We start from the raw sequence: 18,226 nt of genomic DNA on the forward strand, positions 1-18,226 counted from the left end.
TTTTTTCATTACCTTTCATTCTGCCAAAACCTTTTCATTTATGGTATAATAGGGCGATTATAGATAATCAGAGGCCCTAAAAAACGTCAGTTGTGAGGACATGTTTTCTAAGAAATGAGAGACAATGTTTTCAAGGCCCCTTTCTTTCGTAGGCTATCCCAGTGGGAGGTGGAGGCTCTGAGATTTGGGGCTCAAGGCTAAGACCGCTACGAAGGAAACCATCACAAAAAATCTTAAGAAGGAAAAAGAAAATGAGTAATTACGCAATTATCCTTGCTGCGGGTAAAGGAACTCGCATGAAATCAGATCTTCCAAAAGTATTGCACAAGGTTTCAGGCATCACTATGCTTGAGCATGTCTTCCGTGCAGTTTCAGCCATTGATCCAGCTAAAAACGTTACTGTTATTGGTCACAAGGCTGAACTTGTTCGTGAGGTTTTGGATGGTCAATCTGCCTTCACTATGCAAACTGAGCAGTTGGGGACTGGTCACGCAGTAATGATGGCTGAAGATGAGTTGGCTGGACTTGAAGGTCAAACGCTTGTTATTGCTGGTGATACGCCTTTGATTACTGGTGAAAGCCTTAAAAATCTTATTGATTTCCACGTTAATCACAAAAATGTTGCCACTATCTTGACTGCAACTGCGGACAATCCATTTGGTTATGGTCGTATCATCCGTAACGAAAATGGCGAAGTGACTAAGATTGTAGAGCAAAAAGATGCCAACGAATTCGAACAACAAGTCAAAGAAATCAATACAGGGACTTACGTTTTTGACAACAAACGTCTCTTCGAAGCACTTAAAAATATCAACACTAACAACGCTCAAGGGGAATACTATTTGACTGATGTCATTTCTATTTTCCGTGAGAATGGTGAAAAAGTAGGTGCCTTCACCCTTCGTGACTTCGAAGAAAGTCTTGGGGTTAATGACCGTGTTGCCCTAGCTACGGCAGAAGATGTTATGCGTCGTCGTATCAACAAAGCTCACATGGTCAACGGTGTTACTTTCCAAAATCCAAACGCTACTTATATTGACGTGGATGTGGAAATTGAGCCAGATGTTGTCATTGAAGCTAATGTGACACTTAAAGGACAAACTAAGATTGGTGCAGAGTCAGTGCTTACTAATGGTACTTATATTGTTGATTCAACTATCGGTGCCAAAACGGTTATCACTAACTCTATGATTGAGCACTCAGTGGTTGAAGAGGGCGTTACCGTTGGTCCATTTGCCCATGTTCGTCCAGATTCAACCCTCAAAAAAGATGTTCATATCGGTAACTTCGTTGAGGTTAAGGGGTCTACTATCGGTGAAAATACCAAAGCTGGTCACTTGACCTACATTGGTAATGCGGAAGTTGGTTCTGACGTTAACTTTGGTGCCGGAACAATTACCGTAAACTATGATGGACAACACAAGTTCAAGACACAAATTGCTAACAATGTCTTTATCGGTAGCAATTCAACCTTGATTGCACCGCTTGAAATTGGGGCTAACGCTCTCACAGCGGCTGGTTCAACCATCACAGATGATGTGCCAGCTGACAGCGTAGCCATTGGACGTGGCCGTCAGGTCAATAAAGAAGGCTATGCCATTAAGAAACCTCACCACCCAAGCCAACAAAAGTAGGCTTAAGGCTATCTGAGCTAGATTCTCTTGTAGAGTAGAGGTAGCTTAGAATGAGGTCAGAAGTAAAAGGAGTCAATTCATGGAGTTTGAAGAAAAAACACTCAAACGTGAGTCAAAATTTAAGGGACATATTTTTGAAGTTGCAGTAGACGAGGTCCTCTTGCCAGACGGTAAGACGGCTGGTCGTGAACTCATCTTCCACAAGGGAGCAGTAGCCGTTTTAGCGGTTACCCCAGAAGGAAAAATCATTATCGTAAAACAATACCGTAAGGCTATTGAGGCAGTTTCTTACGAGATTCCTGCAGGCAAACTGGAAGTCGGTGAAGCTGGCGATGAAATGGCTGCAGCAGCGCGTGAACTCGAAGAGGAGACTCAGTATAAGGGTGATCTGGAATTGATTTATGAATTTTACACAGCCATTGGCTTTTGTAATGAGAGAATCAAACTCTATGTAGCGACCAACCTTAAACCTGTGGAAAATCCACGTCCACTTGATGATGATGAGTTCCTTGAACTCTATGAATTGACCTATGAGGAGTGTATGGAACTTGTAGCTTCAGGAGCTATTCAAGATGCCAAAACCATCATCGCGCTCCAATACTATGCACTTCATTTCGGAGGAAAATAAGCTATGGGAAAACCACTTTTGACCGAAGATATCATTGAGCAGGCCAAGCGTGGGGAAATCGATTTAGAGGAACATCCTTATTATGAGGACTATGATCAAGAGTTCTACGATGAGGATTATGAGGCTGATTACCAGCCTTCTGCCTACAAGAGCCGTCGAATTGAGAATGCTAAACGCAATCAATTTCAACACAAGCTTAATCGCATCCTCTTTTGGGTTGTGGTCCTCTTGATTATTCTCTTCATTGCTGTCTTTTATTTCTAAAAAGTCTATGAGTCAGATAGCCCTAGCTACTTATTCAGGAAAGATTACAAGCTGAAAAGGAACTATATGAAAATTGGAATTATCGCTGCCATGGAGCAGGAGTTAGTGCTTCTAGTGGAGCAATTGGAAAATAAGGTTGAAGAAACTGTTCTTGGCAATACCTACTACACAGGACGCTTAGGAAAACATGATGTTGTTTTGGTGCAATCAGGTGTTGGTAAGGTTATGTCAGCCATGTCTGTGGCTGTCTTGGCAGACCATTTTGGCGTTGATGCCCTCATTAACACTGGTTCTGCAGGAGCAGTAGCACCTGGACTTAAAATTGGAGATGTGGTTGTAGCTTCAAAATTGGCCTATCACGATGTTGATTTGACAGCCTTTGGCCATGATTATGGGCAAATGTCTATGCAACCACTTTATTTTGAAAGTGACTCTACCTTCGTAGAGACTTTCGAAAAGGTCTTGGCTCAGGCTTCCATTGATTCTAAGATTGGGCTTATCGCTACGGGTGATAGCTTCATTGCGGGTCAAGACAAGATTGATGCTATTAAGGGTCATTTCCCAGAAGTCTTGGCTGTAGAGATGGAGGGAGCAGCTATTGCTCAAGCCGCACACAGTGTCAAAAAGCCTTTCATCGTTGTACGTGCCATGAGTGATACAGCTGCTCATGATGCTAACATTACCTTTGATGAATTCATTATTCAGGCGGGGAAACAATCAGCTGCTATCTTGGTTGAGTTTCTCAAAGAACTTGCCTAAAATACATTAAATGAGTGCTTATGCTCATTTTCTTAATTAATTTAAAGACGACTGCTATTCATTTAAGAATGGCAGTTTTTTTCTGCTTTTAAATAAGAAAACCTTCTCATTTTTTAAAGAAAAAATCTGAATTTTAGCATTTTTCAGACGGAAATTGAATTAAAATTATGTCAATAAAATGAGAAAGAAAAACAATATTAAAAGAGAGACTCCGAAAGAAAGCTTATAATATAAGGGTTTGAAAATTTCACTATCTATTGATATCTTAGAAAGCTTTACAAAACCTCCAAAGGGGTAAATAATTATCTTGCAAAGTTCTGAAAATAGTGTATAATTCAGAATGAAAAGGGTTGCAAAAATGTTAAGATTTGTAAAAATGGGAGGATAGAATCATGAATAACCGATTCGGTGATTCGAGGCAGCGTTTCTCAATCCGTAAGTTTACGGTGGGCGTTGCTTCGGTCTTACTTTCGTCTGCAGTTTTTGGTGTAAGTACCGCCAAAGCAGATCAAGCTGAAGAGCCTAAAGGCCAACCAGCGACGAGTGTACTTGAGGAAGCCAGTGAGTCTGATGGTGGGGGCCAAAGGACAAGCACTAGTGCCTCAAGTCAAGAAGTGACAGCTGAACCTACCGTTCAAGCAGAAAGTACCAGTGCTATCTCAGTAACTGCTGTTTCTAGTGAAGTTGCGCTTCAAGAGCAAACGGTTGCAAGCTCTGAGCAAACAAGTTCATCACAAGATAAGACTAGTGAGGGGCTCAGTGAGAAACCTGTTACAGTCAATGAAACACGAGAAGCTAGCGCTAGCGACCTCGCTGCAGCAAACAATACGAGTTCCGCTTCGTCTGATAATTTCGGACTTAAGGTTACCAACCTAAGTCGTCCGATTCCAGCGGATGTCAAGGTGACTAAGACAGGTACTGAAATCACTGTTCAAAATCCTGATGTGGAAATGGAATTTCCAAACGGAAATAGTAAGTACGCTACTAGCAAGGTAATCTACCACAATATTCCTTTCCCTGATGATATGACCATCAATGAAGGGGATCAGGTCATTTTTAATTTGCCTGAGCAGTTGCGTTTCCGTACTAGATACGATATTAATGTCTATAATCCAGACAATCAAATTGTAGGTCTGGCTCAAATTGATCCTGAGAAGAATCGTGTCACAACGACCTTTAATAACTATTTCCAAACACATCCCAACAATAAGCTCATGAGTTTGGAGTTGGATACCCTTTATTCTGAAGAAGTAGATGAAGGGGAACATCTTACTCTTGATTTTGAGGGACGTATCATTCATGTTTCAGTGGGTAAAGTGCAGTCACCTCCTCCAGGTCAAGAGGTTATTTCTAAGTGGGGTAGTCAAGACAAGAATGATCCGACGCTTTTGAATTGGCAGATGCGTCTTAACTACTCACGTCGTGTTCTTAACAACTTGAGATTGATTGACACTTGGTCTGACAATCAACGATTTGTGGACGGTTCTTTGCAACTCCGCTACATTGATTCAGCAAATCCTTGGATTGACAAGGGATCAGCTATGGACCTGATTAAGAGTTTCTCTTATGACGACACCCATTTTGAGCTTAAACTCAATCAGTTGGACCGCATGGTTTATGTTTGGTATCAAACCCGTTTGACAAAACCTGTTGAAGAATCAACCAACCCTGTCAACCGTATTAAACTCCATGCGGATGTTGTTTCTGATTCTTACAAGTCAACCATTCGCTTAGTTGGAGGTCGTGGAGATGCCATCGGGGATAATCTCGCTCATTTCAATCTTGAACTTGAGAAGGACTTGGCAGGCAGAGACCTCAAGGACAAAGAATTCACCTTCAAACTGGTTGATGTGACGGATAGTGCCAATCCTGTTGACTTAGGGGAAACCACTAATGATGCCAAGGGTAAAATTGTCTTTTCAAATCTCTCACTTAGCAAGCCAGGCGTCTATCATTATCGTGTGACTGAAGTTCCAGGAAATGACGAAGATGTGGTATACGACAAACTCGAAGCCAATATCACTATTCAGGTTGTTCGTGAAACTGTAGATAACCAAGTTAAATTGGTTGCTAAGGTTGCCTATCCAGAAGACGTTATCTTTAACAATAAATTAGTAACACCAGCCAAGGCCAAAATTGCATTTGGTAAGGAATTGACCAAGGCAGGTGTTAAGCAAGGTCTAAAAGCAGATCAATTCCAATTTGTCCTTAAAGACCGTTTTGGAAAAGTCCTTGAGACTGTTGGAAATACAGCTGACGGTCAGGTTGCCTTTAGTGAGTTGACCTTTAACAAGGTAGGTACCTACAACTACACTGTTGAAGAACTTGCAGGTAAGGATGATGCAATTGTCTATGATACGATGAAAGCTGCTGTTTCTATCACGGTAACACGTGATGGTGATGCTCTTGTTTCAACCGTAGTTAATCCAAAAGACACTATCTTTAACAACAAGTTTGTGACTCCAGCTAAAGCTGCTATTCAGTTCAGTAAGGAATTGACTAAGGCAGGTGTTAACCAAACTTTGACTGCTAATGAGTTCCAATTTGTCCTCAAAGATAGTGCAGGCCATATTGTCGAAACTGTTGGAAATACAGCTGATGGTCGTGTTGCATTTAGTGAACTTCACTTTGATAAGGCAGGAACTTACACTTATACTGTTGAAGAAGTTAAGGGAACTAACGAAGATATCATCTATGATGGTATGAAAGCGACTGTCTGGATTACAGTGACCCGAGATGGCGATGCTTTGGTATCAACGGTTGCTAATCCAAAAGACACTGTCTTTAATAACTATGTTAAAGAAGTGCAACCAGCCAAGGCCAAATTCGAATTGACCAAGGTTCTTACGGGTCGTAACCTCAAAGATGGTGAATTTAGCTTCGTTCTTAAGGACGACAAGGGTAATGTTATCCAAACAGTGACCAATAATGCACAAGGAAACATTAGTTTTGAAAACATTGTCTATGACAAACCAGGTGTTTACTACTACACTGTTGAAGAAGTCAAGGGCAATGAAGCCGATGTGGTTTATGATAACATGGTAGCTAAATTCCAGGTGACTGTTACCAAGACTGTGGGTGAAAAGGAAAATCTGCTTGTAGCAGCAGTTCTCCTTCCTTTGGATACAGAATTTAACAATAGTTACATTCCTCCAAAACCTCCTACACCGCCAACACCGCCAACACCACCGACACCACCAAGTGTCCCACCGAAACCACCAGTGGTTCCGCCAACACCACCAACACCGCCTACTCCACCGGTGACGCCAAAACCAGCTAAGCCAGTTCAATCCTCTGAGAAATCAGGACCTCAACTTCCAGAGACTGGTCAAGCTAACGATACTGCCTTGCTTGCCCTCGGTGTGGCAGCAGAAATGGCAGCAGTCATGGGTGTAGCATATAGCCATCGTCGCCGTAAAGACGTTTAAGATGATGACCTAAAAGATCGAGAATACTCGATCTTTTTTAGTGTTGGAATGCCTATCTCATTAAATGAGAAATCAAGATAAAGCCAACTGCAGGATGAAATTTCTACTAAATTAAGCTATAATGAAGAGTATGAAAGTTCTACTTTATCTTGAAGGAAAATCGGTTCTTGAAAAATCAGGAATCGGACGGGCTCTCCACCATCAGATGCATGCCTTGGACTTGGCGGGGATTCCCTATACAACGGACATCTTGGGTGATTACGATGTCGTTCATATTAATACTTATGGTCCACGTAGCTTGATGTTGTTGCATGCTGCAAAACGCCGTGGCAAGAAGGTCATCATGCATGGTCATTCGACACGTGAAGACTTTGAGAATTCATTCATCGGTTCTAACCTTTTGGCCCCACTTTTTGGGAAATATTTGGCCCACATGTATCAAAAGGCCGATTACGTGATTACACCATCTGAGTATTCCAAAAAATTGATTCAGTCTTACGGAGTTACCACACCAATCATTGCTGTTTCAAATGGGATTGATCTAAAAAAATACGGTAAGGATCCACGTAAGGAAAAAGTTTTCCGAGACTACTTTGGTATCGAGGAAGGACAGCCAGTGGTTATTTGTGCGGGTCTTTATTTCCAACGCAAGGGAATTGAAGACTTCGTCAAGGTGGCCGAAAAGATGCCTCATGTTCGTTTCATTTGGTTAGGTAGTATCAGCAAATGGCTGATTCCTAAGAAGATTCGAGACATTGTCAATGGTAAGCATCCTGATAATGTCAGCTTCCCAGGTTACTTTAAGGGAGCCGTCTTCCAGGGAGCTATGAGTGGTGCTAACGCCTTCTTTTTTCCGTCCTACGAGGAAACTGAAGGAATCGTAGTGCTAGAGGCCTTTGCCAGTCACCAACATGTGGTTTTGCGTGATATTCCTGTTTATGAGGGCTGGGTTGATGACAACTCTGCCTCATTTGGGCATAACGTGGACGAATTTGTAGTAGCCTTGCAAGATATTATCGATGGTAAAGTGGACAAACGTGAAGAAGGTTACAAGGTTGCGGAAAGTCGCTCGATTGATGATGTCGCCCAAAAACTTGTTGAAGCCTACAAAGAAGTATTGGAGATTTAAATGCGTATCGGATTGTTTACAGATACCTATTTTCCACAGGTATCAGGTGTTGCGACCAGTATTCGCACACTGAAGACGCAGTTGGAAAAAATGGGGCATACAGTCTTTATCTTTACCACGACTGATAGAGATGTTGACCGCTATGAAGACTGGCAGATTGTCCGTATTCCGAGTGTGCCTTTCTTTGCTTTTAAGGATCGCCGAGTGGCTTATCGTGGCTTTTCTAAGGCTCTAGAAATTGCAAAACAGTACAAGCTTGATATTATTCACACGCAGACAGAGTTTTCATTAGGTCTGCTAGGAATTGCCATTGCACGTGAACTCAGGATTCCTGTTGTGCATACCTATCATACTCAGTATGAAGACTATGTCCGTTATATTGCTAAAGGTATGGTTATTCGACCGAGCATGGTTAAGTACATTGTTCGTGGTTTTATGAGCGATCTGGATGGGGTTATCTGTCCGAGCGAGATTGTTTATGACCTTTTACTCAAGTACAAGATTGCTGCTGAAAAACGGGTCATTCCAACAGGCATTGAACTTGAAAAATTCCAGCGTCCAGAGCTTACTGAGGAAGATGTGGCGGACTTGAGAGCCAAGCTTGGTATTGCTTCGGATGAAACCATGTTGTTGAGCTTGTCTCGTGTCTCTTATGAGAAAAATATCCAAGCAGTTCTGGCGGCTCTACCTTCGGTTTTAGAGGAAGACGATAAGGTTCGGTTAGTTGTTGCTGGCGATGGCCCTTACCTACCAGACCTGAAGTCTCAAGCCAAGAAACTTGGTATTCTGGATAAGGTGGTTTTCACAGGTATGATTGCACCTGGCGAAACAGCTCTTTACTATAAGGCTGCTGATTTCTTCATCTCGGCATCAACCAGTGAGACTCAGGGTTTGACCTATCTGGAAGCCTTGGCTAGCGGTACTCCGATTATTGCTCATGGAAATCCTTATTTGGATAATGTGATTACGGACCAGATGTTTGGAACGCTTTATTATCATGATAATGATTTAGCTGGGGCCATTTTGGAAGCAGCCATTGCAACGCCAGAAAAAGACGAGACTAAGTGGGCCGACAAGCTTTATGAAATTTCTGCAGAAAACTTTGGAAAACGTGTCTATGAGTACTACTTGGACCTCACGATTTCTAAGGATTTCCACAATGATTTGAATGGTGAAGATAGTACCATGAAACGCTTGACGCGTATGGTGACTTACTTGCCAACCAAGGCTATTACCTTGCCTGTTAATGGTTCTGTTCGTATCCTCAAAGGATCAGCCAAACAGGTCAAGAAAATCAAAAATATCACGAAACTTTTGGATTAGGAAAGCTATCAGATTTTCCTAGTCAGATAAAATCTTAGAATTGATTAATAAAAGAGATAATTAGCTTGAAAAATTACAGTTTCATGCTATAATAACGCATAGAGACATATCAGTCATGGGAAATCTTTCAGAGAGCGTGTGTCGCTGGGAATCACGCAGAGGACATGATTGGGACTACTCGATTAACTTTTTATGCAAACATAAAACGGTGGCCACGTTAGAGCCAATCAGAGGTGTAGGGCAAACTCATTTTTTGTCGTACACGAACTAAGGTGGAACCACGTTGCGACGTCCTTTTGAGGATGTCGCTTTTTGTATTGTTTGGTATGCTTTACAATTTTTAGAATGTCTAGTTTAGATAGAAGAGCTTTACTTTGTGACTAAATATTTTCTCTTTGATTACTAAAAGGATTGTTTAGACCGAGGTGACACTATCTATTTAGTTGAGGGAGAATTTTATGGGGTTCAAATATGAAGCTATCAAGGCCTACTTGATTGATCACGGTGTAGATCCTAGTCTTGCTGAGACTATGCACGTTATCTATGCTACCCAAAGACTTGGTGGAACAGCCAATGCCTATTTTCTTATTGTTTTTACAGAAAAAGAGGTTTACATTATCTCGATTACTCCTTTAGGAAAATTAGGAAAGATTATCGCTACACTTCCTGAAGAGATGATTAGGTCCTATCAGTTTAAGAAACGTTTCTTCATTGGTTACAAACTTCGTTTCGTTCTAACTGATGATAGGGAGCTAGACTTTAATGTCAACAAGATGATGATTGGTGCAGGTTGGCATAAGACAGAATTGCAAAGCATCCTAGAAACAAACTATTACAACAAAAACATTAAATAGAAAGGAAGAAGGGGCTCATCCTTTAGAGCTCTGACATCTTAATTATGATTAACATTACTTTCCCAGATGGCGCTGTTCGTGAATTCGAATCTGGCGTTACAACTTTTGAAATTGCACAATCTATCAGCAACTCTTTGGCTAAGAAAGCTCTTGCTGGTAAATTTAACGGCAAATTGATTGACACAACTCGTGCTATCACTGAAGATGGAAGCATCGAAATCGTGACACCTGATCACGAAGATGCCCTTCCAATTTTGCGTCACTCAGCGGCTCACTTGTTTGCACAAGCAGCTCGTCGCCTCTTCCCAGACATCCACTTGGGTGTTGGTCCAGCTATCGAAGATGGTTTCTACTACGATACTGACAATGAAGCTGGTCAAATTTCTAACGAAGATCTTCCTCGTATCGAAGAAGAAATGAAAAAAATCGTTAAAGAAAACTTCCCATCAATCCGTGAAGAAGTGACTAAAGACGAGGCGCGTGAAATCTTCAAAAATGACCCATATAAATTGGAATTGATTGAAGAACACTCAGAAGACGAAGGTGGTTTGACAATCTATCGTCAAGGTGAATACGTTGACCTTTGCCGTGGCCCACACGTGCCATCAACTGGTCGTATCCAAGTTTTCCACCTTTTGAATGTTGCAGGTGCCTACTGGCGTGGAAACAGCGATAATGCTATGATGCAACGTATTTATGGTACAGCTTGGTTCGATAAAAAAGATCTCAAGGCTTACCTTAAACGCCTTGAAGAAGCTAAAGAACGTGACCACCGTAAACTTGGTAAAGAACTTGATTTGTTCATGATTTCTCAAGAGGTTGGTCAAGGTCTTCCATTCTGGTTGCCAAACGGTGCGACAATCCGTCGTGTCTTGGAACGCTACATCGTGGACAAGGAAGTAGCAGCAGGTTACCAACACGTCTACACTCCACCAATTGCTTCAGTTGAACTTTATAAAACTTCAGGTCACTGGGATCACTACCGTGAAGATATGTTCCCAACAATGGATATGGGAGATGGTGAAGCCTTTGTCCTTCGTCCAATGAACTGTCCTCACCACATCGAAGTTTACAAACACCATGTGCACTCTTACCGCGAATTGCCTATCCGTATCGCTGAAATTGGTATGATGCACCGTTATGAAAAATCTGGTGCTCTTACAGGACTTCAACGTGTGCGTGAAATGTCACTTAATGATGGTCATACTTTCGTAACACCTGAACAAATCAAAGATGAGTTCCAACGTACGCTTCAATTGATTATCGACGTTTACGAAGATTTCAACTTGACTGACTATCGTTTCCGTTTGTCATACCGCGACCCTAAAGATACTCACAAATACTTTGACAATGATGAAATGTGGGAAAATGCTCAAAGCATGTTGAAATCAGCCATGGATGACATGGAACTCGACTACTTTGAAGCAGAAGGTGAAGCTGCCTTCTACGGTCCAAAACTTGATATCCAAGTGAAGACTGCCCTTGGTAATGAAGAAACACTTTCTACTATCCAATTGGACTTCTTGCTTCCAGAACGCTTTGACCTTAAATACATCGGAGCTGATGGGGAAGAACACCGTCCAGTTATGATTCACCGTGGGGTTATCTCAACAATGGAACGCTTTACAGCTATCCTTATTGAAAACTATAAAGGAGCCTTCCCAACTTGGTTGGCACCTCAACAAGTGACTGTTATCCCAGTTTCAAATGAAGCCCACACAGATTACGCTTGGGAAGTTGCTAAACAACTTCGTGACCGTGGTATCCGTGTTGAAGTGGATGAACGTAACGAGAAAATGCAATACAAGATTCGTGCGTCTCAAACACAAAAGATTCCTTACCAATTGATTGTTGGTGATAAGGAAATGGAAGACGGAACTGTTAACGTTCGTCGTTATGGACAAAAACAAACACATACAGAAGCTGTGTCAGAATTTGTAGAAAATATCCTTGCTGATATCGCTCGCAAATCACGCCCAGATGCCGAATAGAAAAAGGGTCGGTTAGCTAAGCTAACTGACTTTTTAGTAGGATAAACCATGCATGTTTTTATGAAAAGACTTTTATTTCTGATGGGAGCAGTTCTAGTCTTGTTGCTGGCTAGCTTTATCTATCATAGATTAGCCTTGCAAAGAGAAAAGGCCTCTCTCAACCCTATGGGGCAAATGGTGTCTGTTAATGGCCATGACATGAGCGTCTTTGTAAAGGGGGAGGGGCCACAAACTCTAGTTTTTCTTTCTGGTGCTGGAACAGCCTCTCCCATTCTAGATTTTAAAGACTTGTATGATGGGCTTTCGAAGCAGTATAAGATAGTCGTTGTTGAAAGGGCTGGCTATGGTTACAGTGAGGACACATCCAAGTCCCGAGATGTTTCTGAGGTTCTTTCAGAGACACGTCAAGCCCTAGCCAAGGCCCATGTGTCAGGTCCTTACATTATCCTTTCTCATTCGATGGCCTCCTTAGAGACACTTCTTTGGCAGGAAAAATACCCTAGTGAAGTGAAAGCTATCATTGGTTTAGATTGGGCCCTACCAGAAAGTTACGCTCATTTAAAAATGCACCCTCAGATCTTACGTATGTCTCGTTGGGGAAGTCAATTAGGCCTATTAAGGTATTTACCGAGTCGCTTATATGTGCCTAATGCCAATCTCAGTAGTAGTGACCGCCGCCTCTATCAACGGATAGCCTATCGTCAAATTTTGTCAAAGGCTATGTTAAATGAGAGCCTGTCTGTTAAGGACAATGCGAAAAAGGTTACTTCTAGCATTGATTCACAAATTCCAACCTTACTGATGGTCTCGAATGGTGAGGGTACTGGTTTTAGCCAGGAGGACTGGCGGCATTATGCGTCTAGCTTTGCAAAGGACCAGAAAAATATCGAAGTGACTTTTTATGATGCCCCGCATTATCTTTATCACTATCAGACCAAAGAGGTAGCAGCAAAGATAGAGGAGTTCATCAAAGAGACGATTGATTAAATTTACGTATGTTATTGAGGAGAGATGTGATGCTCATTGGTTCAAAAGCCTTTCGACACTTATGGAAGGACTGGCAAAGGGACTACCAACCATTGCAGGTGCTAAAGCTATTGCTAGCTTATATAGGGATGCCAGAGGACTTATCGGGGGAGCTTGAAGAAACCCAACACCTTTTATCTTATTTCGATCCTGACTTAGCACCGCATGATTCCTTCTGGAAGGATGTCGTGAAATTGGTAGACCTGGCTTTTCCTGGTGATAGTTTGTCTAAGAATTCCTCTATTGAGAGACAAATCCATCAGCTACGTTACCTGATTTCTAGTCAACAGGCCCAGTATGTGCGAACGCATTATAAAAAGCCAGGGATGACAGATAAAGAAGCTTTGGCTGTCTATCTGAGATGGAAGCCTTTCACCATGTTTGATCAGGGACGTTTGCACCAGAAGGTTTCTATCTGTGATGGCAAGGCGGTTTATCCTGATGGGATTCCAAGTGTTAATCTAAAAATTCTTCTCTATAATCGGATTGAGTTTATTCTGGATAGTCAGGGAAATTTTCTAAATGAGGTCGATGCGGAGCAGGTGACCGAGAGTGGGGTGGTTAATGGTGCCAGTTTTAACTATGGTAATTTCAAACGCCACTGGCAACTGGATGTGGAGCCGGTCCAACCACATGACCCTGATTTTCGTAATCGAATGACTAGGGGCTTTCGTTCACCCAACAAATTGAAAAAACGTTGGGGACAGCAAGCGCCTGAACAGTTTGATAAATCTTTCTACAATCCAAAAGGTATCTATGCCCAGTCTCATAGGTCTTTGGCAAATGATGTCAAACGCCAAGCCAGACTTTTTCTCGCTCTGGTTTATGGCTTTAAACCGGATCAGACCAAGCAATCAAAGGAGGTTCATATGTCTAAACAACCACAAAACAATAAGGGAACAGCAGTTCTAGGCTCACTAGTCTTTATGGCCTTATACGCCCTAGGTATTTGGCACAATGCTGTCCGAGGAAATATTCCCTTTCTCATTCTTTGGAGTGTTTTACTCCTTGTTAATGTCAGCTATTTGATTTTCCGCTTGAGAAAATAAAAAAAGAAAGTGATACAAATCTAAATGGTAAGAATTTAGATCTGTATCACTTTTTGTATATTCAATGATAACTTACCACTTGCTTTCTTCTGGGATAATAATCCAGCAAATGATGTAGAAAAGAAAGCCTGTTCCGAATAAGAAAATCGCTGCAGCCCAAATGAGGCGAATAATGACAGGGTCGATATCAAGATATTTAGCGATACCAGAACAAACACCGGCAATGATTTTGTTGTTTGGATCTCGTCTGAGTTCTTTTTTCATATGATTTACCTCCGTATGCCTTATTATACCATAACAACTTGTGGTCTAGTATTAGCTTAAGGAAGCATGAAGTAGACGATACCCAGATATTGCAGAGCCGAAGCCAGCATGATGAAGAGGTGCCAAATCATGTGGAAGTATGGTTTTTTCTTAGCATAAAAAGCTGCCCCAACCGTGTATGACAATCCTCCTGCAAGCATGAGCCCCCAAAAGGCTGGTCCTGTCTTAGTGACGATAGCTGGAATGATAAAGATAACCAACCATCCCATCATCAGATAGAGGAAGAGGGAGAACTTTTCATTGATTTTTTTAGCAAAAATTTTATAGAGAATACCAAAAATGGTTGTTCCCCATTGGAGGATGATGATACTATAACCTAGCCAACCGCCAACCAATGAGAGGGCAACAGGGGTGTAGCTTCCAGCAATGGCGATATAAATCATGCTGTGGTCAATAATTCTTAGAACCATCTTGTGGGGTGAGTTGTAATCCATAGCATGGTAGATGGCTGAGCTCAAAAACATGAGGAAAAGGCTGATAACGAAAACAGACATCCCGACCGCAGCAGTCATGCCGTAGCCGTTGTTGGCATGAACAGCAGTAATTGGCAGTAAGACCAACATGGCCACAGCACCGACGGCGTGAGTCACGCTGTTAGCCACTTCCTCACCAAAGCTAAGTTTTTTACTGAGTTTGAGGTTGGGAGAAGTATTAAAAGTAGCAGTATTAGACATTGTTTCCTCCTTCAAGGTCGTTCAAAAGTTGATGGGTAGCTCGGTAGCATTGAAGTGTCTGACAGGCTGAGAGTATGACTTGCGGAGCCTCTTGGGGAAACTGACCATTCATACAGGCCACAAAGTCATTGTAGTAACACTTTTGACTTTCAGCATCTGAATGTAGGATTTCCAAGGTTTTAGCAATCTCAGAAATCTCAAAGACAGTCTTCAGACTAGTGATGACAATAAGTCTAGCTACCTGAGCAGCATTATATTTTTTCTTGATGGGTTTTGCGACATGGCCATGTTTGACATAATTATTGACCATAGAGGCGGTTAGCCCCTTGTCGTTTGGCCCCAAAGTACTTTGGGTGACCTGGTTGACATAGAGCAAAACCTGATCCAAATAGAGTTCAATCTCTGGTAATTCTTCCCAGAGAGGGTATTGTTGTGTTGTCAAATTATAAAAACCTCTTTATCTAGTTTTCATAACTAGATTATAACATTATAGAAATTCAAGTCAAGTCAGAACTTGTGAGATATGAAAAAGATGTTGAGATAAAATTTCCAACATCTTTATTTTTTATGTGATAAGGCAGAGTGATTTTTTATGCTTTTGAATCACTTCTTATGGGGTTCTGAGTTTCTCCAAAATTGCTTGTGCAGTTTCTTGGTTCATATGTTTGGCCTTGAGAAGTTCAGCCAAAACTTGAGGCATTTCTTCAGGACTAGCCCCAGCTAACAAAGCCAGGGATTTGGCTTGGAGTTTCATATGTCCTGCCTGTATTCCTGTTGAAGTCAGAGCTTTGAGAGCAGCCAGATTTTGTGCCAAACCAAGAGAAACGATGATACTAGCTAGGGTTTTGGCATCTGGATGGTTAAGTAAGTCGTGGGCGATAGAAACACTAGGGTTAAGTCCGATTGAACCGCCACGGGTTGCAATTGGCATGGGGAGGGTTAATTCTCCCACCAATTCTTTAGCCTCCTGGTCATAAGTCCATGTGGACAGGCCACGGTAGCTACCATCCTTGCTAGCATAGGCATGGCTACCGGCCTCAACTGCTCGCCAATCATTTCCAGTCGCGATAACTAGGGCATCGACACCATTGAAAATTCCCTTATTATGGGTTGCTGCTCGGTAAGGGTCCACCTGGGCCAACTGGCTAGCCATCTCCATTTTCTTAGCAAAATCATGAGCGTCTTCCTTGTTACGACTGAGGAAGCGTGTGCTAAGACGACAAGTTGCTGTCACTAGACTCTCGGTGGCAAGATTTGAGAGAATGGCCATGAGACTTTGACCTTCTGAGAGATTTTCCAGTTCTGGCACCAGTGCTTCCATCATGGTGTTGACCATATTGGCTCCCATGGCTTCTTGGGTATCAACGGCTAGATAGACAATGAGGAAGTCTCCCTTAGCCTCAGTCCAGAGCCTGCGAGGGCCACCCCCACGCTTAACAATAGAAGGATGAGCCTCTTTGGCAATCTCTATGAGGTCCTGACTGGCTGCTTGAATTTTGCTTGAGGCAGCAGCCTTATCAGGAACGTCAAAGAGGGCAACTTGGCCAATCATTTGACGGTCATGGATTGTAGTTGTGAAACCACCAGAACGCTTAATGAGCTTGCTAGCGTAGGAAGCAGCAGCCACAACTGAAGGTTCCTCGGTAACCATGGGAACTTGATAGGTCACACCGTCTACCAATACATCTGGGCAAATGGCAAAGGGAAGTGTAAATCGACCAATAACATTTTCAGCCATTTGATTGGCTGTTTCAAGGGTGAGTTGTTGGTCCTTATCCAGAAGATCTTGATTTTCCTGAGACAAAAGAGCATTTTTTTTCAAATGCTCTTTACGTTCTTGCGGTGTCTTCTTGGAAAAACCAGTCCAAGAGAGTTTAGTCATATTAATTTCCTTTGTAGATACGTTGGTGTTCAGAGATTTCAGCTAAACGGAAAGCTCCGGTTTGGTAATTAGCGAAATGAGTAGAGCCAGTGTCATCCAACTGCGCCTCTTCATAGAAAAGTTTTTCATAATCAGCAACGCTTAGTTGTTGACGCTTGGCAAAGGTATCTAGGCGGTCCGTACGAAGCAGGTCTTTGTAGCCCTCAACCAGACGCCCTGAGAAAATTTCAGAAACAGCTCCAGAACCGTAAGAGAAGAAGCCAATCTTGTCTCCGGCTTTAAAGTCTTGTGACTGTTCAAGTAGAGAAAGGAGGCCAAGATAAAGTGAGCCTGTATAGATATTTCCGATTTGGCGGCTATAGGTAATAGAGGCTTCAAAGTTACTTGTCAAACGTTCTTTATTCTCGGGATTCAAATCTTTTGGAATGATTTTATTAAGTCCCTTAAGAGCTAACTTAGGATAAGGAAGGTGGAGACAAAAAGCGGCAAAATCAGCAAAGTCAGCCTGATGACGCTCTTGGTAAGCTGCCCAGGTTGTCTTCAAGCTGTCAAGGTACTGCTTGGTTGAATAGATGCCTTGAACATAAGGCGTTGAACTGTAGTTTGGGCGCCAGAAGTCCATGACATCACGAGTTTGTGCTACATTGTCATCAGTAAGCTCTAAAATACGTGGATTCTGACTGACTAGCATAGCTACAGCACCAGCTCCCTGAGTAGATTCACCTGAAGATCCGACACCATAGCGAGCGATGTCACTAGCGATAACTAGAACTTTGCTCTCTGGGTGGGCTGCCACGTGCAATTTAGCATAGTTAAGTCCAGCAGTTGCAGCATAACAAGCTTCCTTCATTTCAAAAGAACGGGCAAAAGGTTGAATCCCCAAAAGACTGTGAACATAGACAGCAGCAGCCTTTGACTGGTCAATGGAAGACTCAGTAGCCACGATGACCATATCGATAGCTTTTTTGTCATCGTCATTTAAAATATCAGCCGCCGCATCAGAGGCAAGCGTCACGATATCTTCTGTAATCGGCGTAATACTGGTTGCATCAAGCATCAGACCCTTGCTGAATTTTTCAGGCTCCGCCCCACGGGCAAGAGCGAGATCAGCCATGTTTAGAACATATTGACTGGTCGCAAAACCAATCTTATCAATTCCAATAGACATATGATGTTTCCTTTTTTTCTTCATTGTAGAGTATCCAGAGAATACTAATCTATAGTGATTTTACCATAAAAGAGCACTTTCTCCTTGAAAAAA

16 protein-coding genes are annotated in these 18,226 nt (G+C 42.2%); 11 read left to right on the top strand and 5 right to left on the bottom strand.

The window, feature by feature from the left end; genetic code table 11:
• The first annotated feature begins 251 nt into the window (after nt 1-251).
• The 11 genes from glmU to NYE32_RS02750 all read left to right on the top strand — a co-directional run bounded on the left by glmU (nt 252) and on the right by NYE32_RS02750 (nt 14,085).
• Complete coding sequence (glmU, locus tag NYE32_RS02700; RefSeq protein WP_084914859.1) at nt 252-1,634, top strand: bifunctional UDP-N-acetylglucosamine diphosphorylase/glucosamine-1-phosphate N-acetyltransferase GlmU; 1,383 nt, start codon at nt 252-254, stop codon at nt 1,632-1,634.
• Nucleotides 1,635-1,713: 79 nt separating this feature from the next.
• Nucleotides 1,714-2,262 carry an NUDIX hydrolase gene (locus NYE32_RS02705; protein ID WP_014633436.1) on the top strand — a complete coding sequence of 183 codons (549 nt, stop codon included), beginning with the start codon at nt 1,714-1,716 and terminating at the stop codon, nt 2,260-2,262.
• A 3-nt stretch (nt 2,263-2,265) separates the two neighbouring features.
• Nucleotides 2,266-2,526 carry a cell wall synthase accessory phosphoprotein MacP gene (gene macP / locus NYE32_RS02710; protein ID WP_070654957.1) on the top strand — a complete coding sequence of 87 codons (261 nt, stop codon included), beginning with the start codon at nt 2,266-2,268 and terminating at the stop codon, nt 2,524-2,526.
• Nucleotides 2,527-2,592: 66 nt separating this feature from the next.
• Complete coding sequence (locus tag NYE32_RS02715; RefSeq protein WP_155198087.1) at nt 2,593-3,285, top strand: 5'-methylthioadenosine/adenosylhomocysteine nucleosidase; 693 nt, start codon at nt 2,593-2,595, stop codon at nt 3,283-3,285.
• Nucleotides 3,286-3,677: 392 nt separating this feature from the next.
• Entirely contained in the window at nt 3,678-6,713 is a 3,036-nt protein-coding gene (locus NYE32_RS02720) for an FctA domain-containing protein (RefSeq protein ID WP_156685461.1), read from the top strand.
• Nucleotides 6,714-6,843: 130 nt separating this feature from the next.
• Nucleotides 6,844-7,842: a glycosyltransferase gene (locus tag NYE32_RS02725; RefSeq protein ID WP_060972445.1), complete on the top strand. Its 999-nt coding sequence runs from the start codon at nt 6,844-6,846 to the stop codon at nt 7,840-7,842.
• A complete protein-coding gene (locus NYE32_RS02730) occupies nt 7,843-9,165 on the top strand; it encodes a glycosyltransferase family 4 protein (RefSeq protein WP_156685462.1) in 1,323 nt (440 codons plus the stop codon). It abuts the gene before it with no gap.
• A gap of 458 nt (nt 9,166-9,623) precedes the next feature.
• Nucleotides 9,624-10,019: a hypothetical protein gene (locus NYE32_RS02735; RefSeq protein WP_156685463.1), complete on the top strand. Its 396-nt coding sequence runs from the start codon at nt 9,624-9,626 to the stop codon at nt 10,017-10,019.
• Between the two features lie 44 nt (nt 10,020-10,063).
• Nucleotides 10,064-12,010, top strand: coding sequence for a threonine--tRNA ligase (thrS, locus tag NYE32_RS02740; protein WP_002890325.1), 1,947 nt, complete (start codon nt 10,064-10,066; stop codon nt 12,008-12,010).
• Between the two features lie 48 nt (nt 12,011-12,058).
• Nucleotides 12,059-12,997 (top strand): alpha/beta hydrolase, encoded by a 939-nt coding sequence (locus NYE32_RS02745; protein ID WP_156685464.1) that lies wholly within the window; start codon nt 12,059-12,061, stop codon nt 12,995-12,997.
• A 29-nt stretch (nt 12,998-13,026) separates the two neighbouring features.
• A complete protein-coding gene (locus NYE32_RS02750; protein ID WP_155198092.1) occupies nt 13,027-14,085 on the top strand; it encodes a DUF3114 domain-containing protein in 1,059 nt (352 codons plus the stop codon).
• Nucleotides 14,086-14,157: 72 nt separating this feature from the next.
• On the opposite strand, the gene NYE32_RS02755 is transcribed toward NYE32_RS02750, so the two are convergent.
• The 5 genes from NYE32_RS02755 to NYE32_RS02775 all read right to left on the bottom strand — a co-directional run bounded on the left by NYE32_RS02755 (nt 14,158) and on the right by NYE32_RS02775 (nt 18,133).
• A complete protein-coding gene (locus NYE32_RS02755) occupies nt 14,158-14,349 on the bottom strand; it encodes a PspC domain-containing protein (RefSeq protein WP_002886147.1) in 192 nt (63 codons plus the stop codon).
• A gap of 56 nt (nt 14,350-14,405) precedes the next feature.
• The gene (locus NYE32_RS02760) at nt 14,406-15,083 is read right to left on the bottom strand and encodes a hemolysin III family protein (RefSeq protein ID WP_002886236.1); all 678 of its coding nucleotides are present in this window, start codon (nt 15,081-15,083) and stop codon (nt 14,406-14,408) included.
• The gene (locus NYE32_RS02765) at nt 15,076-15,525 is read right to left on the bottom strand and encodes a DUF1836 domain-containing protein (protein WP_156685465.1); all 450 of its coding nucleotides are present in this window, start codon (nt 15,523-15,525) and stop codon (nt 15,076-15,078) included. The genes NYE32_RS02760 and NYE32_RS02765 overlap by 8 nt, the downstream gene beginning before the upstream one ends.
• A gap of 168 nt (nt 15,526-15,693) precedes the next feature.
• Nucleotides 15,694-16,965: a hydroxymethylglutaryl-CoA reductase, degradative gene (locus NYE32_RS02770; protein WP_155198093.1), complete on the bottom strand. Its 1,272-nt coding sequence runs from the start codon at nt 16,963-16,965 to the stop codon at nt 15,694-15,696.
• A 1-nt stretch (nt 16,966) separates the two neighbouring features.
• Entirely contained in the window at nt 16,967-18,133 is a 1,167-nt protein-coding gene (locus NYE32_RS02775) for a hydroxymethylglutaryl-CoA synthase (protein WP_156685466.1), read from the bottom strand.
• Nucleotides 18,134-18,226 lie beyond the last annotated feature (93 nt).

It is taken from the genome of Streptococcus sp. FSL R7-0248 (assembly GCF_037967965.1).
Classification (GTDB): Bacteria; Bacillota; Bacilli; order Lactobacillales; family Streptococcaceae; genus Streptococcus.

Bases quoted from the DNA above. Each gene is read 5' to 3' on its own strand.
- glmU (WP_084914859.1), top strand. From the start codon at position 252: ATGAGTAATTACGCAATTATCCTTGCTGCGGGTAAAGGAACTCGCATG.
- NYE32_RS02705 (WP_014633436.1), top strand. From the start codon at position 1,714: ATGGAGTTTGAAGAAAAAACACTCAAACGTGAGTCAAAATTTAAGGGA.
- macP (WP_070654957.1), top strand. From the start codon at position 2,266: ATGGGAAAACCACTTTTGACCGAAGATATCATTGAGCAGGCCAAGCGT.
- NYE32_RS02715 (WP_155198087.1), top strand. From the start codon at position 2,593: ATGAAAATTGGAATTATCGCTGCCATGGAGCAGGAGTTAGTGCTTCTA.
- NYE32_RS02720 (WP_156685461.1), top strand. From the start codon at position 3,678: ATGAATAACCGATTCGGTGATTCGAGGCAGCGTTTCTCAATCCGTAAG.
- NYE32_RS02725 (WP_060972445.1), top strand. From the start codon at position 6,844: ATGAAAGTTCTACTTTATCTTGAAGGAAAATCGGTTCTTGAAAAATCA.
- NYE32_RS02730 (WP_156685462.1), top strand. From the start codon at position 7,843: ATGCGTATCGGATTGTTTACAGATACCTATTTTCCACAGGTATCAGGT.
- NYE32_RS02735 (WP_156685463.1), top strand. From the start codon at position 9,624: ATGGGGTTCAAATATGAAGCTATCAAGGCCTACTTGATTGATCACGGT.
- thrS (WP_002890325.1), top strand. From the start codon at position 10,064: ATGATTAACATTACTTTCCCAGATGGCGCTGTTCGTGAATTCGAATCT.
- NYE32_RS02745 (WP_156685464.1), top strand. From the start codon at position 12,059: ATGCATGTTTTTATGAAAAGACTTTTATTTCTGATGGGAGCAGTTCTA.
- NYE32_RS02750 (WP_155198092.1), top strand. From the start codon at position 13,027: ATGCTCATTGGTTCAAAAGCCTTTCGACACTTATGGAAGGACTGGCAA.
- NYE32_RS02755 (WP_002886147.1), bottom strand. From the start codon at position 14,349: ATGAAAAAAGAACTCAGACGAGATCCAAACAACAAAATCATTGCCGGT.
- NYE32_RS02760 (WP_002886236.1), bottom strand. From the start codon at position 15,083: ATGTCTAATACTGCTACTTTTAATACTTCTCCCAACCTCAAACTCAGT.
- NYE32_RS02770 (WP_155198093.1), bottom strand. From the start codon at position 16,965: ATGACTAAACTCTCTTGGACTGGTTTTTCCAAGAAGACACCGCAAGAA.
- NYE32_RS02775 (WP_156685466.1), bottom strand. From the start codon at position 18,133: ATGTCTATTGGAATTGATAAGATTGGTTTTGCGACCAGTCAATATGTT.